The organism is Streptococcus mitis (genome assembly GCF_946190065.1).
Lineage (GTDB): Bacteria > Bacillota > Bacilli > Lactobacillales > Streptococcaceae > Streptococcus > Streptococcus mitis_DE.
Genome location: NZ_CAMHZD010000017.1, coordinates 27,343 through 53,861 on the forward strand (window position 1 = coordinate 27,343; position 26,519 = coordinate 53,861).

General features: G+C 41.6%; 24 protein-coding genes, 1 pseudogene and 1 riboswitch. Of the genes and pseudogenes, 6 read left to right on the plus strand and 19 right to left on the minus strand.

Annotated elements, in window-relative coordinates; genetic code table 11:
- Window positions 1-47 precede the first annotated feature (47 nt).
- The 12 genes from OCF96_RS08010 to uvrA all read right to left on the minus strand — a co-directional run bounded on the left by OCF96_RS08010 (window position 48) and on the right by uvrA (window position 14,956).
- Window positions 48-1,598: a damage-inducible protein CinA gene (locus tag OCF96_RS08010; RefSeq protein WP_261446871.1), complete on the minus strand. Its 1,551-nt coding sequence runs from the start codon at window positions 1,596-1,598 to the stop codon at window positions 48-50.
- 254 nt (window positions 1,599-1,852) lie between these two features.
- The gene (cls, locus tag OCF96_RS08015; RefSeq protein WP_115904525.1) at window positions 1,853-3,385 is read right to left on the minus strand and encodes a cardiolipin synthase; all 1,533 of its coding nucleotides are present in this window, start codon (window positions 3,383-3,385) and stop codon (window positions 1,853-1,855) included.
- 254 nt (window positions 3,386-3,639) lie between these two features.
- On the minus strand, window positions 3,640-4,104 hold the full coding sequence (locus tag OCF96_RS08020) for an SP_0198 family lipoprotein (RefSeq protein WP_033682416.1): 465 nt from the start codon (window positions 4,102-4,104) through the stop codon (window positions 3,640-3,642).
- An 86-nt stretch (window positions 4,105-4,190) separates the two neighbouring features.
- Window positions 4,191-5,441, minus strand: coding sequence for a folylpolyglutamate synthase/dihydrofolate synthase family protein (locus OCF96_RS08025; protein ID WP_261446872.1), 1,251 nt, complete (start codon window positions 5,439-5,441; stop codon window positions 4,191-4,193).
- A gap of 305 nt (window positions 5,442-5,746) precedes the next feature.
- Entirely contained in the window at window positions 5,747-6,052 is a 306-nt protein-coding gene (locus OCF96_RS08030) for a DUF1292 domain-containing protein (protein ID WP_000017620.1), read from the minus strand.
- A gap of 15 nt (window positions 6,053-6,067) precedes the next feature.
- Window positions 6,068-6,487 (minus strand): Holliday junction resolvase RuvX, encoded by a 420-nt coding sequence (ruvX, locus tag OCF96_RS08035; RefSeq protein ID WP_004269741.1) that lies wholly within the window; start codon window positions 6,485-6,487, stop codon window positions 6,068-6,070.
- A gap of 3 nt (window positions 6,488-6,490) precedes the next feature.
- Window positions 6,491-6,757, minus strand: a complete 267-nt coding sequence (locus tag OCF96_RS08040; protein WP_000507059.1) for an IreB family regulatory phosphoprotein — start codon at window positions 6,755-6,757, stop codon at window positions 6,491-6,493.
- A gap of 86 nt (window positions 6,758-6,843) precedes the next feature.
- A complete protein-coding gene (locus tag OCF96_RS08045; RefSeq protein WP_261027252.1) occupies window positions 6,844-7,413 on the minus strand; it encodes an SP0191 family lipoprotein in 570 nt (189 codons plus the stop codon).
- A gap of 60 nt (window positions 7,414-7,473) precedes the next feature.
- A complete protein-coding gene (gene spx, locus OCF96_RS08050; protein WP_000591165.1) occupies window positions 7,474-7,872 on the minus strand; it encodes a transcriptional regulator Spx in 399 nt (132 codons plus the stop codon).
- Window positions 7,873-8,007: 135 nt separating this feature from the next.
- Window positions 8,008-10,668, minus strand: a complete 2,661-nt coding sequence (gene mgtA / locus OCF96_RS08055; RefSeq protein WP_261446873.1) for a magnesium-translocating P-type ATPase — start codon at window positions 10,666-10,668, stop codon at window positions 8,008-8,010.
- A 194-nt stretch (window positions 10,669-10,862) separates the two neighbouring features.
- Window positions 10,863-11,013: riboswitch (M-box (ykoK) riboswitch) on the minus strand.
- Between the two features lie 57 nt (window positions 11,014-11,070).
- A complete protein-coding gene (locus OCF96_RS08060) occupies window positions 11,071-12,132 on the minus strand; it encodes a M24 family metallopeptidase (RefSeq protein ID WP_247932515.1) in 1,062 nt (353 codons plus the stop codon).
- Window positions 12,125-14,956, minus strand: coding sequence for an excinuclease ABC subunit UvrA (uvrA, locus tag OCF96_RS08065; RefSeq protein ID WP_261446874.1), 2,832 nt, complete (start codon window positions 14,954-14,956; stop codon window positions 12,125-12,127). The genes OCF96_RS08060 and uvrA overlap by 8 nt, the downstream gene beginning before the upstream one ends.
- 131 nt (window positions 14,957-15,087) lie before the next feature.
- Between uvrA and OCF96_RS08070 the strand changes: the two genes are divergently transcribed.
- From OCF96_RS08070 to OCF96_RS08085, 4 genes are all read left to right on the plus strand, one after another.
- A complete protein-coding gene (locus OCF96_RS08070; protein WP_000815623.1) occupies window positions 15,088-16,032 on the plus strand; it encodes a magnesium transporter CorA family protein in 945 nt (314 codons plus the stop codon).
- Between the two features lie 11 nt (window positions 16,033-16,043).
- Window positions 16,044-16,721, plus strand: coding sequence for a DUF1129 domain-containing protein (locus OCF96_RS08075; RefSeq protein WP_000078011.1), 678 nt, complete (start codon window positions 16,044-16,046; stop codon window positions 16,719-16,721).
- 138 nt (window positions 16,722-16,859) lie between these two features.
- Entirely contained in the window at window positions 16,860-17,894 is a 1,035-nt protein-coding gene (locus tag OCF96_RS08080; RefSeq protein WP_261446875.1) for a S66 family peptidase, read from the plus strand.
- A gap of 105 nt (window positions 17,895-17,999) precedes the next feature.
- Window positions 18,000-18,263, plus strand: coding sequence for a SemiSWEET family transporter (locus OCF96_RS08085; protein ID WP_000166114.1), 264 nt, complete (start codon window positions 18,000-18,002; stop codon window positions 18,261-18,263).
- Window positions 18,264-18,346: 83 nt separating this feature from the next.
- On the opposite strand, the gene OCF96_RS08090 is transcribed toward OCF96_RS08085, so the two are convergent.
- From OCF96_RS08090 to mutL, 3 genes are read right to left on the minus strand one after another with little or no spacing between them, the layout of a single operon-like run.
- On the minus strand, window positions 18,347-18,910 hold the full coding sequence (locus tag OCF96_RS08090; RefSeq protein WP_261446876.1) for a DNA-3-methyladenine glycosylase I: 564 nt from the start codon (window positions 18,908-18,910) through the stop codon (window positions 18,347-18,349).
- 9 nt (window positions 18,911-18,919) lie between these two features.
- Complete coding sequence (gene ruvA, locus OCF96_RS08095; RefSeq protein WP_033685590.1) at window positions 18,920-19,513, minus strand: Holliday junction branch migration protein RuvA; 594 nt, start codon at window positions 19,511-19,513, stop codon at window positions 18,920-18,922.
- Between the two features lie 15 nt (window positions 19,514-19,528).
- Entirely contained in the window at window positions 19,529-21,478 is a 1,950-nt protein-coding gene (mutL, locus tag OCF96_RS08100) for a DNA mismatch repair endonuclease MutL (protein WP_261446877.1), read from the minus strand.
- Between the two features lie 206 nt (window positions 21,479-21,684).
- Here mutL and OCF96_RS08105 point away from each other — a divergent pair, with 206 nt between their 5' ends.
- Both OCF96_RS08105 and OCF96_RS08110 read left to right on the plus strand, forming a co-directional pair.
- A complete protein-coding gene (locus tag OCF96_RS08105) occupies window positions 21,685-22,125 on the plus strand; it encodes a LytTR family DNA-binding domain-containing protein (RefSeq protein WP_261446878.1) in 441 nt (146 codons plus the stop codon).
- Window positions 22,122-22,580: a DUF3021 domain-containing protein gene (locus OCF96_RS08110; RefSeq protein WP_261446879.1), complete on the plus strand. Its 459-nt coding sequence runs from the start codon at window positions 22,122-22,124 to the stop codon at window positions 22,578-22,580. Before OCF96_RS08105 ends, OCF96_RS08110 begins: the two co-directional genes overlap by 4 nt.
- A gap of 275 nt (window positions 22,581-22,855) precedes the next feature.
- On the opposite strand, the gene nrdI is transcribed toward OCF96_RS08110, so the two are convergent.
- From nrdI to OCF96_RS08130, 4 genes and pseudogenes are all read right to left on the minus strand, one after another.
- Window positions 22,856-23,335: a class Ib ribonucleoside-diphosphate reductase assembly flavoprotein NrdI gene (gene nrdI, locus OCF96_RS08115; RefSeq protein WP_261446880.1), complete on the minus strand. Its 480-nt coding sequence runs from the start codon at window positions 23,333-23,335 to the stop codon at window positions 22,856-22,858.
- Between the two features lie 74 nt (window positions 23,336-23,409).
- Entirely contained in the window at window positions 23,410-23,943 is a 534-nt protein-coding gene (locus OCF96_RS08120) for an ABC transporter permease (protein ID WP_261446881.1), read from the minus strand.
- A 60-nt stretch (window positions 23,944-24,003) separates the two neighbouring features.
- A complete protein-coding gene (locus OCF96_RS08125) occupies window positions 24,004-25,290 on the minus strand; it encodes a response regulator transcription factor (RefSeq protein WP_261446882.1) in 1,287 nt (428 codons plus the stop codon).
- A gap of 11 nt (window positions 25,291-25,301) precedes the next feature.
- Window positions 25,302-26,444: pseudogene (locus OCF96_RS08130) on the minus strand (sensor histidine kinase); the annotation flags it as partial.
- Window positions 26,445-26,519 lie beyond the last annotated feature (75 nt).

The following is a 26,519-nucleotide window of genomic DNA, read 5'->3' on the forward strand; positions in this document are numbered from 1 at the left end:
TGTTAAAAATCCTAAAATTTTTAAAAATACACAAGATATTGATTTTGTTATTTAATTTTATAGACTTTAAACTCTGAGTAATCAGTCTTTACTTGTTGGTAATTTTCTTTCAAAATTGTTTCCACTTCAGACCAGACTGCTACCTTATCATTCACCACAATCACCTTAGGTTGGTTTTCTTTCAAGTCATTGATTAAACTAGTTTTATTCTCTTCTGTACTCGTGTAAAGAAGAGGTGATGGGAACATGGATCCAGCCAAACGCTGGCTTTCTTTATACATCTGAACATGTGAATCCCAAATATAGATTTGGTCACCATCACTCGTCTCTTGTTTGACTCTATCTACCACTTGATGTTGTTCTCTATAAGAAGCTGGATGCAAGACAAAACGAGCTACAAAAGGAATTGCAATCAGATAAACCACCACTAGGATCGGTAAGTAGAGATTCCCTTTCATGAATTTTTTCCATAGAGTAGGAACTTCCTCTCTTCTCCGACGACGAGCTCCTCTAGCTGAATGTTTCCCACGAATACTGGTCATCAAAAGAAGGAGTAAAAATGGAAGGATTAGAATCAAACGCGAACCGTGAAGAGGTTCTTGAGAAAAAAGCAACAAGGCTAATACAAATAAGAAAGTAAAACTAGCTGGTACTGAAATAACATATAATCTTGATGCCTTTGATTGGAACAATCCTAGAAAAACAAGGAAGAGAGCTCCTAAACCAAAGGTCAACAAACCATAGAATACAACATTATCCATTAGTTGAGGATTCAAGACCTGAAGGGAATCAATCGGATATAAAAGACTCCCTAGAGCCTCTCCAAAACCACCTGAAGCAAGAACATAATATCCTACTGGGTAAAAGATGATAGAAAAGCCAAGTGCTGCTGCAAAAAACTGATAAACTCCATGAGCAAGGCGGCCATGCCCAACATTAAAGACAAATAAACCAATCGTTACTACTGCAATAAAGAAAAGACTTGTAAGAGGCTCTATGAAAAATGATAGGGCCAAGAAAATCCCCAGACGTAGAAATCCCTTGTCATGGTTAGGATTTGATAGATAAGCTGCTATGAACGAAAATCCTGCAAACAGAAATGGCAAAGCTAAAATCGTAGCATATCCTCCTCCAAAACCGAGACCGGATACCAAAATATAAAATATGGTTAAGAGTTGCTTGGCTTGCTCCCTTTGTCCCGTCAGATAGTCAGTTGAAGAAAAGAGGAAATAACCTCCTCCTAAGAGGGCTAGCCATTCTACCAAGGCAAAAAGAATGCCTCCTTGGGTGATGTAAAGTAGCAAGTAATAAATAAGACCGTGACTAGCATAATAGCTACTGTAGAGCTGTCCTCCCTGATGCCAAGCCCACCCTATATACAAATCCTGCGCCTGAGAGGGACTTACCATATCTAAAAGTAAAGGTATCACCACAGAAAAAAACGTTGCAATCGTACTTCCAATGATGAGTCTGAAAAACGGGAAAGCTACCTGTTCTTCTTTTTCTACATGAGATTCAAGGTTCCTATCCAATCTATTTTCAATGTCATTACTCTGTATCGTTTCGGATACTTCTTCGATTCTGCCATATACAGCCATGTCGTTTCTCCTATTCAATTTATCTGTCTTAGTATATCAAAAAGACCTAAAATTGTCAGCTTGCGATGGCTGTTTGAGTGATTTTTTGCATAGTTTCACAAAGGTTTCAATTTCCCGAAATCGGTGTAAATGCGTCTGTTTAAATGACATGATATAATCCAATTCTTTCTGAGTCAGCATCATTCCCCCTCTATCTTTCTATTCGTAAAAGGCAAGAAAAATAGGACTGGGTTGTGTCCTAAGTCCTAGATTTCTTATAAGATTGGGGCAAATAACTGGGCAATTTCCTTAATCAATTTTTGATACCAGCTATTTTTTATCGTATGAGGGAAAATTTCTTGAGATACTGAAAAAATCTCCTCAAAATCTTTTTGAATCTCTGTGATTGATGCCGTTTTATATAGCAAAACTGCATCTTCATAGTGATGAAGCAAACTTCTATAATCTAAATTAATCGTTCCAACTGCAGCAAAGTCCTTGTCCACTAGGATTTGTTTACTGTGGATAAAGCCTGGACTATACTCAAAAATCCTGACTCCTGCTGACAAAAGATCCGGATAGGCTCCTCTTGTTATGAGCTGGATTAATTTTTTATCCGGAATGAAAGGAGTCACGATGCGGACATCAACACCCCTCATGGCTGCATTTTTAATACTCTCAGTTAAATCATAGTCAATAATCAAATAGGGTGTTGTGATATAGACTGAATCAGTAGCCTGATTAATCAAACTTTGATAAACTTTTTTCCCTACTTGAGTACGGAAGATGGGCTTGGGTCCACTACCGTAAGGAATGCAGAGCCCTTGGCCAGAACAAGGCTGATTTTCCAGGTGATACTGGTCAAAATCGCTGATTTCCCCACGATTGATGTACCAAGTCATCAAAAAAAGACGGGTTAGAGCCTTGACACCAGGGCCATCTAAGCGAATCCCACTGTCCTTCCAATAGCCAAAGCGTTCTATATGATTGATGTACTCATCGGCTAAGTTAATGCCTCCTGTATAGGCTACCTGACCATCTATGACAAGGATTTTACGATGGTCCCGATTGTTGTAAGCCACCGTCAAACGAGGAATCACCTTGTTAAACTTATGGGCTTCAATTCCTCGACTACGAAGTTGAATAGTATAGTCTCCAGGCAAAGTCGCCATACAGCCGATATCATCATAGAGCATCTTGACCTCTACACCCTGAGCTGCCTTTTGCTCTAGTATATCTAGTATGCTATTCCACATCAAACCTTCTTCGACAATATAGTACTCTAGAAAGATAAATTTCTCAGCTTTCTTGAGGTCTTCCAACATATGTTGCCACATGCTTTCACCCGAAGAAAAGAATTGTGAATCTGTTCGATCATAGACATCGGCATTGCTATCCATACTTAGCAAAGATTTGATAACTCCGTAAGCCGCCTTATCATCTTCCTTCAATTTCTGGCGGAGAGCTTTACTGTTATCCTCCCGAAAATGCATAGAACCAAGTTTGTCCAACTGCTTGATTTCTTTTTTGGACAATCGCCTTTCACCAAACATCAGATAGAGCAAGGGTCCGATGACAGGAACAAAAGTTACCACTAACCACATTACTTTACTATCAGGTGTCATTGAACGATTGACAATTGCGACAATAGTCGCCATACTCATAAAGATTAAGAGAATAACCCATAGAATAGGAGCCATACGCCCTAAGTAAAGAAAGAGACCAAAAACAAGAGAAAGTTCAAGCAGCATAATCGAAAGACTAAAGCCATACTTGGACATTAATAATTGAAATTTTCTATATTTCATATCCCCTCCTTGATATTTTGATACTCAATGAAAAGCAAAGAGCAAACTAGGAAGCTAGCCGCAGGTTGCTCAAAACACTGTTTTGAGGTTGCAGATGGAAGCTGACGTGGTTTGAAGAGATTTTCGAAGAGTATGAATGCTAAAAACAGGTAATTGATACTAGTATAACTCAGGTATTCGGTAGAAGGCAAGTATTTATAATCATTTTTCTGCGTAAAAACAAAAGAGACTGACAAAACCAGTCTCCTTCTAGTCTATTTTGATAAAACAATGCGATCAGACGCTTCTCTATCCATATCGTCGATAATCATCTGATTTCCATTGATTGCATAAATCTTGACATCATCCCCAATAATCATACGTTGATTAGCGGCATCGAAGCTAACCTGCTTGATTTCTTGATCTCCGTCAGTTTCTACCTGTGTCCAGGTGCCCGTTGTACCAGTTACCACTAAAGTGATACGGTCTCCCTCGTCCTGACCGGTATAGGTTCCATCAATATCAGTTGGTTGAGCCTCAGGAGCATTTTGTGAAGAACTTGTTGCTGCCTGGCTGCTATTTTCTGTAGAAGATGAAGCAGCAGATTGTGATTGCTGAGTTTGTTGTGTTTGCGAGTGAGTTGCTGGTTGTTGAACTTGTTGTGCTCTTTGTGAACAAGCTACTAAAAGACTAAGACTTGCTAGAGAAGCAAGAGAAAGTGTGAATCTTTTTAATTTCATGATAAATTTCCTTTCTGCTACCAATTTACAGAATTTTTTCCCTCTAACTAGTAGTTTCCCTAGTATAACAAGTTCAAAAAAGGAGGTCAATTCATCTGCTCATGGGTCAGCAAGTAGCCCCGTACTTCTGAGATAAAATAGAGAGACCCTGTAACGAACAACAAATCCTGGGCACCTGCTCTTGCTTCAAAATTGCTAATAAATTCTCGGTAAGAAGGAACTATATCGTAACCTGTTACATCTGTTTCATCCAAAGAACCTTGATAGTCAAAGCCGGTCACCTTGAGTTCCACCTGAGACAATTTTTCAGTCAGATAAGCCAACATCCCTTGATAATCCTTCCGTTTCAAGGCTCCAAATAGGATTTGAGGACGATAACCTTCCTGCTCTTTTTCTTTAATAAACTCAACCAAGCGAGCCAAGGCAGGAAGGTTATGAGCACCGTCCAAGTAAATCTGAGGACGAATACGCTCCAAACGCCCAGCCCAATGGGTCTTCTCCAAAGCCTGTCTTACAACCTGTTCATCAACAGCTTCCTTTCTTTCTCCCATAAAAAGAAGAAACGTTTGCAACGCCAAGGCCGCATTTTCCTGCTGATAAGCTCCTTCCAAACCTATTTTCAACTGTGAAAGGTAAGCCAAAGAGCTTGAAAAATCCCCATTCAGCATTGAAAAATCCTGACCTGCCTGATAAAGGTCAACAGCTAAAGAGTCTGTTTTTTTCTGACAAACAAGCCTAGCTTCTGAAGGCAACTTAGCAATCACTGCCTTTTTACCAGCCTTAAAAATACCAGCTTTCTGCTCTGCAATTGCTGCTATACTGTCACCCAGAGTCTCCTGATGGTCAAGTCCGATGGAGGTGATGACAGCAATCTCTCCAATTACCACATTGGTTGTGTCAAGTAAGCCACCAATTCCCACTTCTAATAAAACCAAATCCACCTCTTGCTCTCTAAAATAAAGAAAAGCAATCAAGGTCAGCAATTCAAAAAAGGACAACTGGTCATGAGTTTGCAGAAGTGTTTTTTCCATCTCCTTGACCTGCTCAGCTAAACGGATAAAGTCTGAGTCTGCTATAGGTTCTCCATTAATGCAGATTCGGTCATTGATGGAGACGATATGAGGGGAGGTAAAGGTCGCAACTTTTTTGCCATGCCCCATAAATAACTCCCTCATAAAAGCAATGGTAGAACCTTTCCCATTAGTCCCAGTGACGTGGATAATAGGGTAAGACATCTCGGGATTTCCTAACAAATCCACCGCTTGCTGCATTCGGCTCAAACCTGATCGAAAATTCAAACCAATCCGACTATGGAGCCATTCTTCTACTTCAAACATATACATCTCCTTAATTACAGGTTCAATCAACTGCCTCAATAAAGTCTCATAACTAACAAAAACGAGGCCAGGATTTTCGTCCCGACCTCTCACCTGGTTAGCTAATAACTAGCTACTATGAAGTTAACGTGGGGTAAAACATCCCCCGAACTTACTGACGGTTTTTATTTTTAGCGTCAGGCTAAACACGTCCACTGGACGTTCCAACTCTTCCCAATTTCTAGGAGTTGGGGTGATACAGTCTCCCAGACTGCCTGCTCTTTCTTTTTTCTAAAAGCAGGGCTAAAAACGTCCCCCGGACGTTTTTACTCCTCCATAAAACTATTGAAGACTTCTTCAATCATGTTCCATTCGTCTTCTGAGTCTTCTGGGATTGGTTGCAATTCACCTTCTGTTCCATCTTCGTTTTCGATGAATGAGTAAGCTTGGATTTCAACTTGTCCGTCTTCGTCTTCTTCTGCATTAACTGGTACTAGAAGAACATAGTTTTTACCAAATTCTTCTTTTCCATCAATCGTCAAAAGGATTTCAAACAAGGTTTCGTTTCCTTGTTCATCTACTAGTGTGATTAGTTCACGTTCTTCGTGGTCGTGGTTATGATCGTGTGACATAGCCTCTCCTTTGTATTAAAATTTTCTATCTAAATAATTTTGTAAAATCAGCTGAGCTGCTAATTTATCAATGACTTTCTTGCGCTTGTTACGACTAATATCTGCTTGTTCAATCAACATGCGCTCAGCGGCAACTGTTGTCAAGCGTTCATCTTGATAGTCTACTGGCAAACCAAAAAGCTCTTCTAGCTTTGCTCCGTAGGCTTGACTAGCTTCCACGCGCGGTCCGCTTGTATTGTTCATGTTTTTAGGCAAGCCCACTACAAATCGTTCCACCTTGTAAGCTTCAACCAACTCCTTAACTCGGTCAAAACCAAATTGGCCTTGTTCCTCATTGATTTGGATGATTTCAAGTCCTTGAGCCGTAAAACCGAGCGGATCGCTAATAGCCACCCCTACCGTTTTTGAACCGACGTCCAATCCCATAATTCTCATAGGTTATAGATCGACTCCTTGTCCTTTAAGGTAGTAGCGGACCAATTCCTCAACGATTTCATCACGCTCATACTTACGGATTTGATTTCGTGCATTATTATAACGAGGAACGTAGGCAGGGTCTCCACTCAATACGTAACCTACGATTTGGTTAATTGGGTTGTAGCCCTTATCGTTCAACGAAGCATAAACATCAGTCAAAGTTTCGCTAATTTCTTTTTTATTGGAATCGTCCAATTTAAAACGTACTGTTTCTTCAGTAAATCCCATTCTAACACCCTCTTTCCTTAGAATATTACTATTATAGCATAATTCCTTACGTTCTACAAATCAGGCAGTCTATTTATTTGGATTTTCTATTGTTCTGTCGCGCCATTTGCCAATCTGTCTGAAATATATTTGCTTGGTTCATTCTTCAAGAGATTTTCTAAACCAATGTTCTTCAAATATTCTAACTGAGAAGCCTTCTTGACATCCAAAACTTGAAAATCAAAACTAGTTGTTGTTTGAAGTTCTGTTGCACTCAATAGTTTGGTTTCAAGCTTAAATCCTGCTAATTTGCGAGCTTCTATGATAGACTCATCCTTCTCCTCCGCCTCGAGAAGAGCTTTTTGAGTTTCTTCCACTCCATGTTGGTCGATATAAGTCTTCAACTCATCAGAAACTGGACGTTTTTGTTGAATCGTTAAGCTCAAAAAAGTTTTGTCCTTGTATGTAATGGTTTGGGTTTGCTGGCTACCATCATCTGACTTGGGCAAGACCAAAGTCTTGGTCACAACTGTATTCTTCTCAGCATTTTCAATAACTGGCAATGCCGACTGAAGCGTATCCTTTTCTGTTTTTGTAGCTGTTCCAGTTTCTTTTTTCTGTCCGCAACCAACTAGGACAAAAAGGAAAGCTAGACTAACAAGAACTATTTTTTTCATTTCTTTCTTCTTTCTTTTTGAAATTAAAATAAGACTGGGAGTTGCTCCCAGCCTTGATGTTTATAGAGCTGCACGCAAACGTGCTTCTGCATTTTCTACATTACGGACAGAGCGTGGTAGGAAGGCACGAATATCGTCTTCCTTATAGCCAACTTGCAGGCGTTTTTCATCTACAAGAATTGGGCTCTTTAAAATTCTCGGTGTTTCCATAATCAGATTGAGAACTTCATTGACGCTCAAATCTTCAATATCCACTCCAAGGGCTTTGGCATAGCGATTTTTAGACGAAACGATGCTGGCTATTCCGTTATCTGTTTTGGTTAGAATATCCAGTAATTCTTCTCTCGTAATTCCTTCTTTACCAAGGTTTTGTTCTTTATAACTTAACTGGTGGGCATTGAGCCAGGTTTTTGCTTTTTTACAGCTAGTACAACTTGAGACTGTATAAATTTTAATCATGTACCTACCCCTTTCGCTACATGTTACTATCAGTTTAGTCTATTATACCATAAAAAACATCCGACTTGCGACCTATTTTTAAATTTTTTTGACTTTTTTCGTCATTTTCGTACTTTTTTCTTGACAAAATGAAATTTACAGCCATTCTTGATATTTCTTGATATAGATTTTTTTCACAATTGTCACGCTAATCATATACAAAATAATGATGAAAAGTAAGAAGATGAAATAAATCGGTTTTAAAGGAGTTAGATGGAGAAGGCTAGATAGTGGACTGTAGGGAAGGAAGGTCACAAAGGCTGCAGCCAATAAGGTTGTCACAAGGACTAGCCAAGCTGGACGACTTTGTAAAAAGGGAATTTTAGCTGAACGCAGCATATGGATAACCATGGTCTGTGACCACATGGACTCAATAAACCAACCTGTCTGAAACAAGACAATAAATCCTACGGCAGACTCCGCTCCATGGACATAGGCTTGACCTGTCGTCATGGGTACAATGATAAAATAGAGCAAAATAAAGGTCAAAATATCAAAGGCAGAAGATATAGGCCCCATCCAAACCATGAAACGTGTGATGGACTTAGCTTCCCAAGTATGCGGATTTCTCAAAAAATCTTTATCCACCTTATCAAAAGGCAAGGCAATACAAGACAAATCATAGACTAGATTTAGGATAATCAAATGGACTGGTGCCATTGGTAAAAATGGCAAAAAGATTCCAGAGACCAATAGGGATAAGATATTCCCAAAATTAGAACTCACTGTCATTTTGATATATTTGGTCATATTGGCATAGACCTTACGACCTTCAACAAGTCCTTTTTCAAGCACCATTAGATCCTTATCAAGTAGGATAACATCAGCTGTTTCTTTGGCAATATCTACTGCTGTATCAACAGAAATCCCCACATCTGCAACTTTCATAGAAGGAGCATCATTGATCCCATCTCCCATATAGCCGACAGCATGACCGTTAGCCTTAAATTGCAAAATAATCCTTGCTTTTTGGTCAGGAGAAAGTTTGGCAAAGACTGTTACCTCCTCTACGGCTTGAGCCAATTCTTGATCACTCATCTGGTCAATTTCAGACCCTAACAGCATCTGATTAATATCTAATCCAACCTTTTCACAAACTGCTTGGGTAACTTTTTCATTGTCTCCCGTCAGAATCTTTGTTTGAACCCCATGTTCTAACAGTGCCTTAATTGCTGGTGCTGCAGATGGTTTAGGAGGATCTAGGAAAGCTAAATAACCAGTTAGAATCATATCCCCTTCATCATCAACTGTATAGGCATGTCCTTCCCTCAAACCTGACTTATAGGCTACTCCCAAGACACGCAAACCTTGTTGATTGAGTTGTCTGACTTCTGCTAAAATTTCTTCTCTAATAGCATCTGTCAAGGGAGTAATCACTCCTTGGTATTCCGCATGACTGGAAATCGTCAACATTTCCTCTAGGGCACCCTTGGTTACCAAACTAACAACTTCGTGTTCATCCTTAACGATAACACTCATCCGTCTACGTTCAAAATCAAAGGGAAGCTCATCTATTTTTTGAAAAGTTTGAGCCAGATTTTGCAAGAGGGTGTGTTCTTTTGCTTCCTTTTCAGTCCGTTTGATGATGGCTCTGTCCATCAAATTTTTCAAGCCCGTTTGAAAATAAGAATTGAGATAAGCTCGTCTCAAGACGGTCAAATCCAAATCTCCATGTATATCCAAAGGATATTCAAGAACAATTTCGTCTTGAGTGAGGGTTCCGGTTTTATCCGTACACAAGATATCAATCGCCCCTAAATCCTGTATGGCATTGAGTTTCTTGATAACCACTTTTTCCTTGGCCATGATAATGGAGCCTTTTGCTAGACTGGCCGTGATAATCATAGGAAGCATCTCAGGTGTCAATCCAACACCAACACTCAAAGCAAATACGCCAGCTTCTAACCAATCTCCATCTGTTAAACCATTGGACAAGAAAACGATGGGCACCATGACCAGCATCAAACGAATCAAGAGCCACGAAATACTATTCATCTCCCGCTCAAACGAAGTAGGCTCGTCATAGGTGTTCAAAGTCTGCTCAATGGCCCCCATCATGGTATCATCACCAACTGCTAAAACCACAGCCTTGGCACTACCAGACAAGACATTGGTTCCCATAAAGGCGAGCGCTTCTGCTTCTAGCAGACTATCAGATTGTTGAACTGTTGCCTTGGTCAAGGCCAATTTTTCAACCGATTCACTTTCACCTGTCAAGCCCGACTGTTGTACAAAGAAATCACGCGACTCAAATAAAAGAAGATCTGCTGGAATCATGTCTCCAGCGCTTAATTTAACCACGTCACCCACTACCAAATCATCGATAGGTACTTCTTGGATTTCTCCTTGACGAATGACAGTCGCTGTGTTGACAATCATTTTTGATAGATTGGTCGCAGCCTTATCACTACGGAGTTCTTGGACAAAGCGTATGCCACCAGAAATGAGGACTAGGACAACGATGATAATAGAAGTCGTCGGATCTTCTTGACCTGGTTTTGCCAACCAGACATTGGTCACCAAGGAAATCACGGCGATGACCAGTAAGATGATTGTAAAAGGATTGATAATGGATTCGTAAATCTTTTTGAGGATACTGTCTTCTTGACCCTTTGTGATGGTATTTTCGCCATATAGGTCACGATTTTTCTCCACCTGCTCCTCAGTCAAGCCTGTTAGACTTGTCTTATAAAAAGAGAGAGTTTCGTTTAAAGATGTATGAATAGCTGTTGCTAATCTTTCTTTTGTAGTTTTCATTGGTTTCTCCTATCTGTATGAATGATGTGTTTCATACACAGAGACCAATCACTTTATAAGGGCAGAACGACACAAATCAGCGATTGGCTGTGTATGTGCGGTTCCGGATGATCGTCAATTTGCATCGTCTATCTCCTTTCTTTGATTTAAACAGTAGAAAATCCCACCATAAAATGGCAGGATTAAAAAACTAATTATCTGTTTTTCGTTCAAGCTTTAACTCCATAGGGCAATGTAATGAGCTTAGTCTTGGCCTTCGCGACCAGGACTGTTGACCAACGAGTAGTGTCTCCACTGCTTTGCGGTAGTCATCCGTATCCCTATGGTAGCCTCACCTACCGTTTTCGTTTTTCAGTATAAACCTTTAAAATTTAAAAGTCAATCATTTGAGTTGTTTAACTCTTAGATAACTATCAACTCTTTTGGAGCTAGGGTCAACAATTCACAACCTGTCTCTGTAATCAGGATATCATCCTCGATACGAACGCCATATTTGCCTTCGATATAGATACCTGGCTCATCGGTCAAGGTCATACCTGCCTTAATAGTTTCTGTAGAAGTTTGGCTAAAGTATGGTTCCTCATGAATATCCAGCCCAATACCGTGGCCAATGCCGTGGGTAAAGTAGTCGCCATAGCCAGCCTCGATGATAATATCACGAGGAATTTTGTCAAAGTCTCGGAAACCTAATCCTGCCTTAGCCTGGTCAATCAAGGCTTGGTTGGCTTTCAAAACCGTATTGTAAATCTCTGCCTGCTCGTCGCTGACATGCCCCAGATAGATAGTCCGTGTCATATCACTGACATAGTGGTCATAAAGACATCCGAAATCCATGGTAATGGCTTCTCCCAGCTCCACTGGTTTGTGCATTGGATGGGCATGGGGCTTAGAAGAGTTGATTCCGCTAGCTAAGATAGTGTCAAAAGATAAGCCAGATGCTCCCAACTCACGCATGCGGAAATCAAGGAAGTTGGCAATCTCAATCTCAGTCTTTCCTGGCTTAATAAAGTCAAGCGCGTCGCGGAAAGCTTGGTCTGAGATAGAACAAGCCTTGCGAATAGCTGCAATCTCCGCTTCATCCTTAATCATTCGAAGACCTTCGACAAACTGAGTTTGTGGAAGCAAGTCAATTCCTTCAAAGGTTGCCTGCATACGGTGATAATAAGAAACTGAAATCTCATCTTCAAAACCGATTCGAGACAAGCCCATGTCCTTAACAATGCCTGCAATGACAGCCAATTCATCACGGTCAGCCACAATCTCAAACCCACTGGTTTCTTGCTTAGCTGCAATGATATAGCGAGAGTCTGTCACCAAGACCTGACGGTCACGGCTGATGAATACTGTTCCATTTGAACCCCAAAAACCAGTCAAGTAATAGACGTTTTTAAGATTGTTGATGATAATGCCATCCAGTTCTTTTTCTTGCATTTTAGTTAGAAATGCTTGTACGCGTTTATTCATGATGTAACTTTCCTTTCAAATAATGTCCTGTGTAGCTGGCTTCATTGGCCGCTACTTCTTCTGGAGTTCCTGTTGCGATGATAGTTCCACCGCCGACACCGCCCTCTGGTCCCAAGTCGATGATATGGTCTGCTGTCTTGATAACGTCTAGATTGTGCTCAATGACAAGGACTGTATTGCCATCGTCAACAAAGCGAGCTAAAACCTTGAGCAAGCGAGCGATATCCTCAGTATGAAGCCCTGTCGTCGGTTCATCCAGAATATAGAATGACTTGCCTGTCGAGCGTTTGTGGAGTTCGCTAGCCAGCTTCATACGCTGGGCTTCTCCCCCAGAAAGAGTGGTAGCTGGTTGACCTAGCGTCACATAGCCCAGTCCCACATCCTTGATAGTCTGAAGTTTACGTTGAATTTTCGGAATATGTTGGAAGAATTCCACCGCATCGTTGACCGTCATGTCCAAGACCTGTGAAATATTTTTTTCCTTGTAGTGAACTTCTAGGGTTTCACTGTTGTAGCGGGTTCCGTGGCAGACCTCACAAGCCACATAAACATCTGGCAAGAAGTGCATCTCAATCTTGATGATCCCGTCACCTGAGCAGGCTTCACAGCGACCACCCTTGACATTGAAACTGAAACGCCCCTTCTTGTAGCCTCGAATCTTGGCTTCATTAGTCTGAGCAAAGAGGTCACGTATATCGTCAAAAACTCCCGTATAGGTAGCAGGGTTAGACCTTGGCGTTCGTCCTATAGGGCTCTGGTCAATGTCAATCAAACGATCAACATGCTCAATCCCTGTAATAGTCTTAAATTTACCAGGTTTGTCTGAATTACGGTTGAGCTTCTGGGCAATAGCTTTTTTGAGGATGCTGTTGATTAAGGTTGATTTCCCTGAGCCCGACACACCTGTCACTGCGATAAATTTTCCTAGTGGGAAGCGAGCAGTAACATTTTGCAGGTTGTTCTCTCGCGCTCCTGTCACTTCGATAAAACGACCATTTCCGACACGTCGCTCTTCTGGTACTGGAATCGCACGTTTGCCTGACAAATACTGGCCTGTGATAGACTTACTGTTACGAGCCACCTGTTTGGGCGTACCTGCAGCAACAATCTCCCCACCAAAAACACCTGCACCAGGACCAACGTCAATCAGATAATCAGCCTCACGCATGGTATCTTCATCGTGTTCTACCACGATGAGAGTATTGCCCAAGTCGCGCATCTTTTTGAGACTGGCGATCAAACGATCATTGTCCCTTTGGTGGAGCCCAATCGATGGCTCGTCTAAGATATAGAGGACGCCTGATAGGTTAGAACCAATCTGGGTTGCCAAACGAATACGCTGACTTTCCCCACCTGAAAGGGTTCCTGCCGAACGAGACAGAGTCAGATAGTTAAGACCCACGTTATTAAGGAAGGTCAAACGGTCCTTGATTTCCTTGAGAATGGGACGAGCAATAATAGTTTCATTTTCAGACAAGGTTAACCGGCTCACTAACTCCAAGTGGTCTGCGATAGACAGGTCTGAAATTTCTCCGATATGTGGTCCTTGCGCACCACCAACACGGACAGACAAGGCCTGGTCATTGAGACGGTAACCATGACAGGTTCCGCAGGTCAGCTCATTCATGTAAAGGCGCATCTGGGTGCGAGTGTAGTCACTATTAGTTTCATGGTAGCGACGTTTGATATTATTAACAACTCCCTCAAAAGGAATATCGATATCGCGCACGCCACCAAATTCATTCTCATAGTGGAAATGGAATTCCTTACCATCTGAGCCGTAGAGAATCAAGTTCTTATCTTCTTCTGACAAGTCCTCAAAAGGCTTATCCATATCCACTCCAAAGGCTGTCATAGCCTGCTCTAGCATGTTTGGATAGTAGTTGGATGAGATAGGATTCCACGGAGCCAAGGCTCCCTCACGTAAGGTTTTGCTGGCATCTGGCACTACCAAATCAGTATCCACCTCCAGCTTGATGCCCAAGCCATCACACTCACTACAAGAACCAAAAGGAGCATTGAAGGAGAAGAGACGCGGCTCTAACTCTGGAACAGTAAAGCCACAAACTGGACAGGCATAATGCTCAGAGAAGAGCAACTCAGAATCGTCCATGGTGTCGATAATGACATAGCCTTCTGCGATACGAAGGGCAGCCTCAATAGAATCAAAGAGACGACTACGAATGCCCTCCTTGATAACAATACGATCAACCACGACATCAATATTGTGTTGCTTGCTCTTAGATAACTCTGGCACTTCGGTCACATCATAGACTTCCCCATCCACACGGACACGGACATACCCATCTTTCTGAACCTTCTCGATAACACTCTTATGTTGGCCTTTTTTCTTGCGGATGACAGGGGCCAAGATCTGCAAGCGCTGGCGTTCAGGCAATTCTAAAACCTTATCCACGATTTGCTCCACTGAAGAGGCCTTGATAGCTCCATGCCCGTTGATACAGTAAGGCGTCCCCACACGTGCGTAGAGGAGACGCAGATAGTCATTGATTTCAGTCGTTGTTCCCACCGTCGAGCGAGGGTTTTTACTAGTCGTTTTCTGGTCGATAGAAATAGCTGGGCTGAGACCATCAATAGCATCTACATCAGGCTTCTCCATATTCCCCAAGAACTGACGAGCATAGGCTGACAAACTCTCCACATAGCGACGTTGCCCCTCCGCATAGAGGGTATCAAAGGCCAGACTGGATTTCCCTGAACCTGACAAACCGGTCACAACAACCAACTTGTCTCGCGGAATCTCCACATCAATATTTTTTAAATTATGGGCACGCGCCCCATGAATGACAATTTTATCTTGCATTTTTGTTCTTTCTAGTCCATTATTGCTTACCATTATACCAAAAAAAGTGAGATTCTATTACCCAAAAGACTTAATTTGTAGTATAATAGTACGGTGTGAAAAAATCTGAAAAATGAGAAAGGATAAGGGATATGAAACAAGTTTTTCTCTCTACAACAACTGAATTTAAAGAGATCGATACACTTGAACCGGGTACTTGGATCAATCTCGTCAATCCAACTCAAAATGAATCACTCGAAATCGCCAACGCCTTCGATATCGATATTGCCGACCTTCGAGCACCGCTCGATGCGGAAGAAATGTCTCGTATTACCATTGAAGACGAGTATACCCTGATTATCGTTGACGTGCCGGTCACAGAGGAAAGAAATAACCGCACCTACTACGTAACCATCCCTCTTGGTATTATCATCACCGAGGAAACCATTATCACTACGTGTTTGGAACCATTACCAGTCCTTGATGTCTTTATCAACCGTCGTTTGCGTAATTTCTATACCTTCATGCGTTCGCGTTTCATCTTCCAGATTCTCTATCGCAATGCAGAGCTTTACCTAACAGCCCTTCGTTCGATTGACCGTAAGAGTGAACAAATCGAAAGTCAACTGCATCAATCAACTCGTAATGAAGAATTGATTGAGCTCATGGAATTGGAAAAAACTATCGTCTATTTCAAGGCTTCCCTCAAAACAAATGAGCGTGTGATTAAGAAATTGACCAGCTCAACCAGCAATATCAAGAAATACCTTGAGGACGAAGACCTGCTTGAAGATACCCTGATTGAAACCCAACAGGCCATCGAGATGGCAGACATTTATGGAAACGTCTTGCATTCTATGACAGAGACCTTCGCCTCTATCATTTCCAACAACCAGAACAACATCATGAAAACCTTGGCCCTTGTGACCATCGTCATGTCCATCCCAACCATGGTCTTTTCTGCCTACGGGATGAACTTTAAGGATAATGAAATCCCCCTAAACGGCGAGCCGAATGCCTTCTGGTTAATCGTCTTTATCGCTTTTGCTATGAGTGTCTCGCTCACTCTCTATCTCATCCATAAAAAATGGTTCTAAGAGGAGTTCCTATGTCTCAGATTGATCTACAAAAATTAACCAAGAAAAACCAAGAGTTTGTCCACATCGCTACCCAACAATTCATCAAAGATGGGAAAACAGACGCTGAAATCAAGGCTATTTTTGAGGAAGTTATTCCCCAAATCCTTGAAGAGCAAGCCAAGGGTACGACTGCTCGTTCCCTCTACGGCGCACCGACCCACTGGGCGCACAGCTTCACTGTTAAGGAGCAATATGAAAAAGAGCATCCAAAAGAAAATGATGATCCGAAACTCATGATTATGGACTCAGCTCTTTTCATCACTAGCCTCTTTGCCCTTGTCAGCGCCCTCACAACCTTCTTTGCGGCAGATCAAGCTTTCGGCTATGGATTTGTCACTCTCCTATTAGTTGGACTTGTTGGTGGATTTGCCTTCTACTTGATGTACTACTTTGTTTACCAATACTATGGACCAGATATGGACCGCAGCCAACGTCCACCTTTCTGGAAATCTGTACTGGTTATCCTAGCTTCTATGTTCCTTTGGCTGCTTGTCTTCTTTGCAACAAGCTTCCTACCAGCTAGCCTTAACCCAGTACTTGCTCCATTGCCACTGGCTATTATCGGAGCAGCCCTCCTAGCTCTTCGCTTCTATCTCAAGAAACGCTTGAATATCCGTAGCGCAAGTGCAGGACCAACACGCTATTAAGAAGAATCATAAAAGCAACTGCAGGTGCGGTTGCTTTTTCACTTGCTTGCCTACAAGCTTCCCTCTACCCTTTTCCCTATAGTTTTCTCCCATCTTTTATGATAAAATAGGCTCAATCAATTTCTAGGAGGAAGAAATATGGTTTCTACTATTGGTGTTGTTAGTTTATCTAGTGGCATTATCGGAGAGGACTTTGTCAAACACGAAGTGGACTTGGGTGTCCAACGTCTCAAGGATCTGGGACTCAATCCTATCTTTTTGCCCCATTCGCTAAAAGGATTAGACTTTATCAAGGACCATCCTGAAGCTCGTGCAGAGGATTTGATTCATGCCTTTTCTGATGATAGCATCGATATGATCCTATGTGCCATCGGTGGAGATGATACCTATCGCCTACTACCTTATCTTTTTGAAAATGACCAACTACAAAAGGTTATCAAACAAAAAATTTTTCTTGGCTTCTCGGATACAACCATGAACCATCTCATGTTGCATAAACTAGGAATCAAGACTTTTTATGGTCAATCCTTCTTAGCAGACATTTGTGAATTAGAAAAAGAAATGCTAACCTATAGCCTTCACTACTTTAAAGAATTGATTGAGACGGGAAGAATCTCAGAAATCCGCTCTAGTGACGTTTGGTATGATGAAAGGACTGACTTCAGTCCCAAGGCTCTGGGGACACCTCGTGTCAGTCATACAAATACCGGTTTTGAGTTGTTGCAAGGAAATGCCCAGTTCGAGGGAAAAATCCTCGGTGGTTGCCTCGAATCCCTCTACGATATCTTTGACAACTCTCGATACGCAGATAGCACGGAGCTCTGCCAAGAATACAAACTTTTCCCTGACTTGTCAGACTGGGAAGGAAAGATCCTCTTGCTAGAAACAAGCGAAGAAAAGCCTGAGCCAGAAGACTTCAAAAAGATGTTGCGAACTTTAAAAGACACTGGCATATTCGAGGGCATCAGTGGACTCCTGGTCGGAAAACCTATGGATGAAACTTTCTATGACGACTATAAAGAGGCACTATTGGATATCATTGGCAGCAATATCCCGATTGTCTATAATCTCAATGTCGGCCACGCAACTCCAAGAGCCATTATTCCCTTCGGAGTCCACGCCCACGTAGATGCAAAAGAGCAAGTCATTCGCTTTGACTATAACAAAAAATAAATAGTTTCTCTATTTTTGTGCTTTTGTATTGGTTTTCGTTACAATTTGTATCTGAATTTATTGCATTTCGCTAATTTCTATGATATCCTTTTGAAGGAGGTGTATATGACAAAACAAAAAATTAATCGAATCGTAGGTTCTATTGGTGCCTTTATTGGAATTATAGTATTTATTGCCTACATACCTCAAATTATCGCTAATTTACAGGGAAATAAAGCTCAACCATTTCAACCTTTATCAGCTGCTATATCTTGCTTAATCTGGGTTATTTATGGATGGACAAAAGAACCTAAGAAGGATTGGATACTAATCATTCCAAATTCAGCCGGTGTTATTTTAGGTGGAATCACTTTTTTGACTTCACTCTAACAAATCTAATAGTATATATAAAAAGCTGGGAAAAGTTTCTCAGCTTTTTATATATTCTCAGATATTCTAATTACCTATACTCACTAATTCCTGCTTTTCCACTCACAATCATTCTCGTGATCATCAACTAGCCCTGCAGCCTGTAGAAAAGACAAGACGGCGACTGGGCCTGTGAACTTGAAGCCTCGTTTTTTGAGATCTTTGGCTAACTCCTCAGACAGAGGTGTTTTAGCTGGGGCTTGGCGGTAATCGGGAACATCGTTAACGATCGTTTTCCCCTCAACAAAAGACCAAAGATAGACATCAAAAGAGACATAGTCTTCCTGTAGCCGTAGAAAGGATTGGGCGTTAGCGCGTGTAGCAAAAATCTTGGCTCTATTTCGGATGATAGTTGGATTATCCAGCAAGGATTCCAATTCGGTATCGGTCATCTCTGCGACTGCTCGAATATGATAGCCATGAAAGGCTTCTCGGAAAGCCTGGCGTTTGTTTAGTACCGTTTCCCAAGACAGGCCTGCCTGATAGGTTTCCATACACAACAACTCAAACAATGCTTGGTCATCATGGAGGGGCTGGCCCCACTCCTCATCATGATAAGCGATGTAGAGAGGATTGGTCATCTTGACCCACGAACAACGTTTTGTCATGCTCTACTCCTATTTGACCAACATTTTAAGGGCCGACTTGATATAGTTCTCAGCTGTATCTGTCGTTCCTTCAAAGAATTTCTTGATTTTCTTGAGTTCGGTTGCCTTGTAGCCCAGTGCCAACATGGCTTCCATAGCTTCTTCCAGTTCTTGGTTTTCAGCGCTAGCTTGCACTGCTACCTTGGCAGGAAGGTCATCTCCTGAAACTACTACCTTGCCTTCCAAGTCCAGCACCATCTGCTGGGCTGTTTTCTTACCAATTTTAGGAAACTTAGTCAAGTAGGTGATGTTCTTGGTTTCAATGGCTTGAACCAAGCCAGCATTGTCATCAGCAGCAATAATAGCAAGAGCTGATACAGGCCCAATCCCAGACACCGAAATCAGACTGAGAAAGAGCTTCTTCTCGTCTTCTGAGCGAAAACCATAAAGCAGATGGGCGTCCTCACGCACAACCTGATGCACATAAATCTGAGCCTCCTGATTAACCTGTCCTGAGTAGGCATAAGGATTGGCCACATGCAAGATATAGCCGATACCGTTGACTTCAAGAACAATGTATTTAGCAGTGATTTTGGTAATGATTCCTTTTAAATATTCGTACATAGTTTTCCTTTTAGTTTAATATTTCCCCAACTCACGGAGACTGGTGTGATTTTCCTGAATACGTCGGAACATCTTTTCCATATCTGACTTGGTAAAATGCACCAAAACAGGACGTCCATGGGGACAGTTATAGGGATTGTCACACTGAGAAAGTTGATAGAGGAGTTGTCTAGCCGAATGGTCATCGATACGATGATTGGCCTTGATAGACCGTTTGCAGGACATCATGATAGCCAGCTCTGCTCGATATTTCTTGATAGAAACTTCCTTGGTCAAAAGGAGCATGTCACACATTTCATAGATGCCTGACTCAATCTCTTCCTCTGCCATCCAAATAGGATGTTCACGTAAGATAAATTGATTTTCTCCGTACTCTGCTAGAAAGACCCCAACTTCCTCCAACAGTGCCATTCTTTCCTTGAGACGAAGGGCATCATCTGCGGGAAATTCAAAAATATAGGGCACTAGGAGTTGCTGCTGGCTCTGGTCAACATTGCCAATACTTTCACGGTACTCCTCGTACTTAACCCGTTCCTGAGCCGCATGCTGGTCTATGATGTAAAGCCCATCTCTCCCCTGGGCAAAGAGATAGGTTCCATGCATTTGCCCGAAAAATTCCAACTCTGGGAAGCTTGAAGATTCTTCTCGCTCCAGCTTGTCATAAGCCTTATCAAGACTGGCTAAATCTAGCTCTGGATGGTCTAGTTGGTCATAATTAGCAGGCCTTCTCTCCGCAAAATGGAGTTTGCTAGGCTTAGTCAGCTGCTCCAAAGTTTCCTTGGCAAACAGGGTTAAATCCTGTTTCTCTTCAGTCAGATTCACCTGATAATCAGCTACCTCAGCTTGACTAAATCTTGACGAATCAGTTTTCTCATAGTAGAGAGTATTTTCTTTGAGTGGGAGAATAGTTTGCTCCACCTTCTCACGATTGCGGACGGTCGATTTGGCAAGATTTTCCAAGGCATCTGGTATCAGGGTTTGTTCCTTGAGACTGTTTGCAATAGCTTCTGAAACCAGGGTCATCAGTTCCTTTTCCTTGGAAATCCGCACTTCTTGCTTGGTTGGGTGCACATTGACATCCGCTAGATAAGGGTCGATATGAATGTGAATGACAGCCAGTGGAAAACGGCCTACCATAAGCTTACTACCATAGCCGTCTAGAATTGCACGATTGAGCAGGAAATTCTTTATATAACGGCCATTGATGAAGAGGCTGATATAATTGCGATTGGCCCGAGTTAACTCAGGCAAGGACACAAAACCTGAAATTTCGAAATCTAGGTCAGAATTCTCAATTTCAATCATCTTCTTGGCACTCGCCAAACCGTAAATCCCTGCGATAGCTTGGCGCAATTGACCAGTCCCAGCTGTCCGCGTCATCTCCTTGCCATCACTGATTAAACTAAACGAAATTTCAGGATGGGCCAAGCCCAGACGGTTGACAATATCAATGATATGAGACAGCTCCGCTTGCTGGCTCTTCATATACTTGAGACGAGCAGGCGTGTTGAAAAAGAGGTCCTCCACACAAACTTTGGTCCCCACAGGACTAGTCGCTGGTATGACTTCCTCAACTTCACCCCCACGCGCGACGAGCTTGGTCCCATGACTGGCACCATCCACCGCTGTCAACAAAGTTAAGACACTGACAGAAGCGATAGAGGGCAGGGCTTCACCTCGAAAACCAAGCGTCCGAATCCGAAAGAGGTCTGCTTGATTTTTTATCTTACTGGTCGCATGACGACGCAGGGCCAATTCTACTTCATCGTGGGCAATTCCTTGACCATTATCTGTGATTTGAATCTTCTTGAGACCAGCTTCCTCAATCTCAATGATAATCTGACTAGAGCCCGCATCAATGGCATTTTCTACCAACTCTTTGACCACACTGGCAGGACGTTCAATGACCTCTCCAGCCGCAATCTGGTTTGCCAGCACCTCTGGCAATTCAATAATATGAGACATCTTTCAGCCCCTTTCCGTATCTATTTTTCTAGAAATTGATTAGTGCTATTATACCATATTTCAGAAAGGACAGAAAAACAAGCACCACATAGAAACCAAATCCCTCCACATAGACAAACTCCCTTGCAAGGGGCTGGAAAATAGTGTTTAATAAAGATATACAGGAAGTGATCACAATTTTGTATAAAAAACAAGGAGAGAAATTTATGAAAGTAGAACTACAGATTAGTGAAACTTACGAAGAGGAAAAGCTGATTGTTCAAGCACCTCAAGAAACCAAGAAAGTCCAGAAAGTCATCGAGTTCGCAGAAAATCTGGATCTAACAGAAAAAATCAAAGGGAAAATCGATAATCAGGTCTATCTCGTTGAGATTGGCAAGATTCAACGCTTCTATGTCGAGAATCGGAAGGTTCTAGCAGAAACAGCGAGTCAGACCTACAGCATTGATTTGCGACTCTATCAGGTCCTTGAAATTCTGCCAACAACTTTTATCCAAATTTCCCAATCTGAAATCGTCAATATCGATTCCATCTCTCATCTCAAGCTCACCCCCAACGGCCTAGTAGAAATTTTCTTGAAAAACGAAAGCTTCACCTACTCTTCACGCCGTTATCTAAAAACCATCAAGGAGAAATTAGAACTATGAAAAAACAAATCTTCCACGACGCAGCTACTGGTGTCCTCATCGGCCTCATCCTCTCTATCATCTTTTCACTCATTTATGCACCAAATACCTACGCTCCACTAAGTTCCGACTCTCTCATCGGCCAAGTGATGACCCAACATCAGATTCACGGTGCCCTGGTCTTGCTCTACTGCACACTGATCTGGGCAGTCATCGGTATTCTCTTCAACTTTGGCAAGCGATTATTCAGCCGTGACTGGAGCTTGCTCCGTGCAACTCTGACCCATTTCTTCCTTATGCTAGTAGGCTTTATCCCATTAGCAACCCTAGCAGGTTGGTTCCCCTTCCACTGGAATTTCTACCTCCAACTCATTATCGAGTTTGCGATTGTCTACCTCATCATTTGGACTATTTCCTATAAAAGAGCATCAAAAAAAGTAGACCATATCAATCAACTCTTGGAGCATAGAAAGTAAGAGTTCTGATAAAACTGCCTAGGATAGTAAAAAGAGGCTGAGACAAAAAAATTTTGATTTTGGAAATTCTTTATTATAAAATTTTAATACTCTTCGAAAATCTCTTCAAACCATGTCAGCTTCGCCTTGCCGTACTCAAGTACAGCCTACGGCTAGCTTCCTAGTTTGCTCTTTGATTTTCATTGAGTATAAAATCGATAGGTTAGACAAAAAAACGAACAAAACAGTATTCTAAGTTTCAGATAACTCGTTTTGTTCGCTTTTTATATTTAAGGTTAGACTTTTGTCCCAGCCTCTTCCAACTCATACAAATCCGCGATAATCGCTGCGACATGTTTGATATCTCCCAGCATGCCTCGCATTTCAAAATCAGCCAAGACAGGGAAACCAAAGCGTTGACTATATTGCTTGGCTGTCAGGCAGTATTGGTTATTAAAGTTACGATTTCCTGAACCAACTACGCCAAAACACTTACTAGCATTGTTACCATAGGCGATAAAATCTCCCACTGGTGTCGTCAAAATCTCGACATCTCCGTTATCCACGCCATTCCCACCTTCTAGGTAAGTCGGCAAAAAAGCGACATAGGGATGATCCATTTCATAGAAATCTTGACCTTCTTTGACCAAATCCTTGATATGAATCTTTTGAACCTCAATTCCCTCGTACTGGGACAAGAGATAGTCTTTCAAGCGCGTCACAAAACTTTCAGTATTGCCACTCAGACTAATATAAACTAAAGAAATTGTCTTCATATGTACCTCCATCATTTTATATAATCGAAAAGAACTATCAAGATTGTAACTTGATAGTTCTTTTTTGTCAATACTTAGGCAAGTTCTTCTGTTTCCTCTTCTTCAGCCAAGGCTTTCTGTTGACGCCAAATCTTATAGAAAACAAGGGCTAGGAAGAGAACATTGATGACGATAGAGAGAATGCTAACGGCTTGTGAAATAACACTTATCCCTAAACGCATGGTCTCATCGTGAACTAACTGCACAGCGTCCTGTAAACTAACATAGCCATAAATCGAACCAATAATGGCTAGCAAAACATAGCCGACATAAGTATAGTTTGCATATTGCAAATTCTTACGAATAAGGAAGACAATCGCTACTACAACTAAAATAGCAGATAGCACAATCAAGGCCATATTAAAAATAGAATGAGTTGATTCTGCTACTCTATAGGTGTAATTGATGTTGTCTTCTAATTGCTGAGCACTGACCCCTGCAACTTGTTTCTGAGCGGCACGAAGGGCTTCTTTGCTAGGTAAGGGACTCAACATTCCAAACAGAGACGTAGCTGAAATAAGAGCAGACAAGATTAGCAAGACCCATAGATAAATCGGTTTCTTTTTCATGATAGAACCTCCTGATATTATTATTGATATTATAGCACCTTTTGTAAGGGAATACAAATCTTATAGTATAGTTTCTACCTGTTTTCGGTAGGCTTTTGGCGATTTTCCGCACAATTTTCGGAACACTTTATAGAAATATCCCACGTTACTGTAACCAACAGCATAACAAATATCTTCGATACTGTCACTAGTCGAAAGCAAGAGTTGTTGGGCAGCCTTAATGCGTTGTTTGTTTAGTAACTCTGCGAAAGTCGAATTGGTTTCTCGCTTAATCAACTGACCTAGATAGACAGGATTGATAAAAAGATCCTTACTGATATCCTTGAGCGAAAGTTCTTTCTGATAATCACGCCCAATGACTTCCAGTACACTGACCACATTTTCATTCATGCGATATTGCCCAAAAAAGCGGGTCAGAGTTTCCTTGATATAAGGAACCAATTCATCGAAGGATTGAATAGCATGAATGGTTTTGACAATGTCCGTCATATCATCAGCTTTGAGGTGTTCAAACAAGTGAAAGACATCCATGACAAACTGGATAAAAAGCTGTTTGGTAATCGGAACACGGGGTGTATTTTCAAGAACCACCTTCTCCAAGAGGTTTAACTCTTCCACGATTTGATTGAGGTTCCCCTGAATGATAACCCTATAAATCGGTTCGTAATAGGCAAAGAGACTCTGAGACTGTTTTAGATTTACAGAGCCGTAAAAGAGGGCTTTCTCAGCATTCAGCTTCCAGCGTTCAAAGTGTTCTTGATAAGGAGTCTCAAAAGGGGTAACGACTAAACCATCTAGGGGTTGGTCAGAAATGAAAATCTGCCAGTCTTGCCCCAAGACATAGTAGGGAATGGTGAAGGAGCCTTGTTTTTCCTTGGATAGGCCTATCCACCAGTTCTCCTTACCTCCTAGATAACTAGCAAATCCAGCCTCGTCTAAATCTTGACTAAGGGTCTGACTTTTCTTTCCTCTCTCGCCGAGCTGACCTGCAATCTTCTCCAGCAGATTTCCCAACTCTACCTTATCAACAGGCTTGACCAGATAGTCCACCACACTAAGGTTCATAGCTCTTTTTACGTAATCAAACTCCTGATAACCTGAAAGTAGGATATAGGCAGCATCTGGTAAGATTTCTTTCATTTCCCGAATCATATCAAGCCCTGTTTTGTCGGGCATATTGACATCGGAAATGACCACATCGACAGGATTTTCCTGAACATATTCTAGGGCTTCATCGGCATGACTGGCTGTTGCGACGACCTCCATATCCCACTTATCAAAGGGAATCAAACGTTTCAGACCTTCTGTCACCATGTACTCATCATCTACTAATAATACTTTATACATTTTCTCCCTTTCTACTCATCTTGAATTGTAATACGATACTGAACACCTGCTTGCTTTGCAGACTCTACACTAATGGCATAGCGGTCTCCAAAATAGAGCACAAAACGCTCATGGACATTGGCAATCCCGATAGACTGCTTTTGATCACTGTAACTGGCTTGGTGTTCAAAATGTCTCTGATTTAATTTTTCTCGAATATTTGCCAGTTTTTCAACCGACATTCCACGGCCATTATCGACCACCAAAATTTCTACAAAACCATCCTGTTTAAGAGCCTTGATGCTAATCACATTATCTGTTCGTCTATGGTCAACACCATGCGCGAAATAATTTTCTACCAGCGGTTGCAAGGTAAACTTAGGAATCTTCATATTTTCTAACCCTGGGTCTATCTTGAAACCATAGGCAATGGACTTGGGATAGCGAACCATGCAGAGATAGCTGTATTTACGGCAAAATTCCAATTCCTGCTTGAGAAGAGTTTCTCTTTCGTCGGAAATATTGTTACGCAAGAGACTACTGAATTCATAAATGATATCTGCTAACTCATCTTGACTCTGCATAACTGCATACATGCGCAAAAATTCCAGCGTATTATACATAAAATGAGGATTGATTTGCGCCTGTAAGGCTCGCATATTGGCATCTTTTTGACTAAGCTCCAACTGATAAATATCATGGATATTCTTTTCCAAGCGATCCAACATATCATTGGTGGTCTCTGCGATTAAGAGCAATTCCTGATCCTTTTCAAGCGTGTCAATGCGAAGACCTTCTTGTCCTTGGGCAATAGTCTGAATGGAATCCACCAAATCCACTACCTGCTTTTGGTAATTAGCAAAGGTCTTCCTCAAAGTCAGATAGAGAATAACAATAAAGAGAAGGCTTAAGCCCACAATCAAAGCAGAGCTGGTCACTGTTCCTTGTAAAACAAAGTTCTTAGGAACTGCCACCTGAACCTGATAGCCATGAGAGGTCACACTAACAAACCAGTTTTCATGCTCCCTATTGACTCTCTCACCAATATGAAAAATCTCCGTATCAAAAGGCGATGTCACAGTAACAGCCATCGGGATATGACCTCGGGTATTATCCACAGCATGGTATAAGATTTCTGGATCCAAGGAAATATAAACAACCCCTATAGATTGATTGAACTGCACCCCAAAAGTTAGACAGAAAAAATCTAACTTTTGGGGTGTTTTATTATGAAATTAACTTATGAAGAT

Excerpts from the sequence above, each read along its gene's own strand:
- OCF96_RS08010 (WP_261446871.1), bottom strand. The coding sequence starts at position 1,598 with ATGGCTGTATATGGCAGAATCGAAGAAGTATCCGAAACGATACAGAGT.
- cls (WP_115904525.1), bottom strand. The coding sequence starts at position 3,385 with ATGAAATATAGAAAATTTCAATTATTAATGTCCAAGTATGGCTTTAGT.
- OCF96_RS08020 (WP_033682416.1), bottom strand. The coding sequence starts at position 4,104 with ATGAAATTAAAAAGATTCACACTTTCTCTTGCTTCTCTAGCAAGTCTT.
- OCF96_RS08025 (WP_261446872.1), bottom strand. The coding sequence starts at position 5,441 with ATGTTTGAAGTAGAAGAATGGCTCCATAGTCGGATTGGTTTGAATTTT.
- OCF96_RS08030 (WP_000017620.1), bottom strand. The coding sequence starts at position 6,052 with ATGTCACACGATCATAACCACGACCACGAAGAACGTGAACTAATCACA.
- ruvX (WP_004269741.1), bottom strand. The coding sequence starts at position 6,487 with ATGAGAATTATGGGATTGGACGTCGGTTCAAAAACGGTAGGGGTGGCT.
- OCF96_RS08040 (WP_000507059.1), bottom strand. The coding sequence starts at position 6,757 with ATGGGATTTACTGAAGAAACAGTACGTTTTAAATTGGACGATTCCAAT.
- OCF96_RS08045 (WP_261027252.1), bottom strand. The coding sequence starts at position 7,413 with ATGAAAAAAATAGTTCTTGTTAGTCTAGCTTTCCTTTTTGTCCTAGTT.
- spx (WP_000591165.1), bottom strand. The coding sequence starts at position 7,872 with ATGATTAAAATTTATACAGTCTCAAGTTGTACTAGCTGTAAAAAAGCA.
- mgtA (WP_261446873.1), bottom strand. The coding sequence starts at position 10,668 with ATGAAAACTACAAAAGAAAGATTAGCAACAGCTATTCATACATCTTTA.
- OCF96_RS08060 (WP_247932515.1), bottom strand. The coding sequence starts at position 12,132 with ATGAATAAACGCGTACAAGCATTTCTAACTAAAATGCAAGAAAAAGAA.
- uvrA (WP_261446874.1), bottom strand. The coding sequence starts at position 14,956 with ATGCAAGATAAAATTGTCATTCATGGGGCGCGTGCCCATAATTTAAAA.
- OCF96_RS08070 (WP_000815623.1), top strand. The coding sequence starts at position 15,088 with ATGAAACAAGTTTTTCTCTCTACAACAACTGAATTTAAAGAGATCGAT.
- OCF96_RS08075 (WP_000078011.1), top strand. The coding sequence starts at position 16,044 with ATGTCTCAGATTGATCTACAAAAATTAACCAAGAAAAACCAAGAGTTT.
- OCF96_RS08080 (WP_261446875.1), top strand. The coding sequence starts at position 16,860 with ATGGTTTCTACTATTGGTGTTGTTAGTTTATCTAGTGGCATTATCGGA.
- OCF96_RS08085 (WP_000166114.1), top strand. The coding sequence starts at position 18,000 with ATGACAAAACAAAAAATTAATCGAATCGTAGGTTCTATTGGTGCCTTT.
- OCF96_RS08090 (WP_261446876.1), bottom strand. The coding sequence starts at position 18,910 with ATGACAAAACGTTGTTCGTGGGTCAAGATGACCAATCCTCTCTACATC.
- ruvA (WP_033685590.1), bottom strand. The coding sequence starts at position 19,513 with ATGTACGAATATTTAAAAGGAATCATTACCAAAATCACTGCTAAATAC.
- mutL (WP_261446877.1), bottom strand. The coding sequence starts at position 21,478 with ATGTCTCATATTATTGAATTGCCAGAGGTGCTGGCAAACCAGATTGCG.
- OCF96_RS08105 (WP_261446878.1), top strand. The coding sequence starts at position 21,685 with ATGAAAGTAGAACTACAGATTAGTGAAACTTACGAAGAGGAAAAGCTG.
- OCF96_RS08110 (WP_261446879.1), top strand. The coding sequence starts at position 22,122 with ATGAAAAAACAAATCTTCCACGACGCAGCTACTGGTGTCCTCATCGGC.
- nrdI (WP_261446880.1), bottom strand. The coding sequence starts at position 23,335 with ATGAAGACAATTTCTTTAGTTTATATTAGTCTGAGTGGCAATACTGAA.
- OCF96_RS08120 (WP_261446881.1), bottom strand. The coding sequence starts at position 23,943 with ATGAAAAAGAAACCGATTTATCTATGGGTCTTGCTAATCTTGTCTGCT.
- OCF96_RS08125 (WP_261446882.1), bottom strand. The coding sequence starts at position 25,290 with ATGTATAAAGTATTATTAGTAGATGATGAGTACATGGTGACAGAAGGT.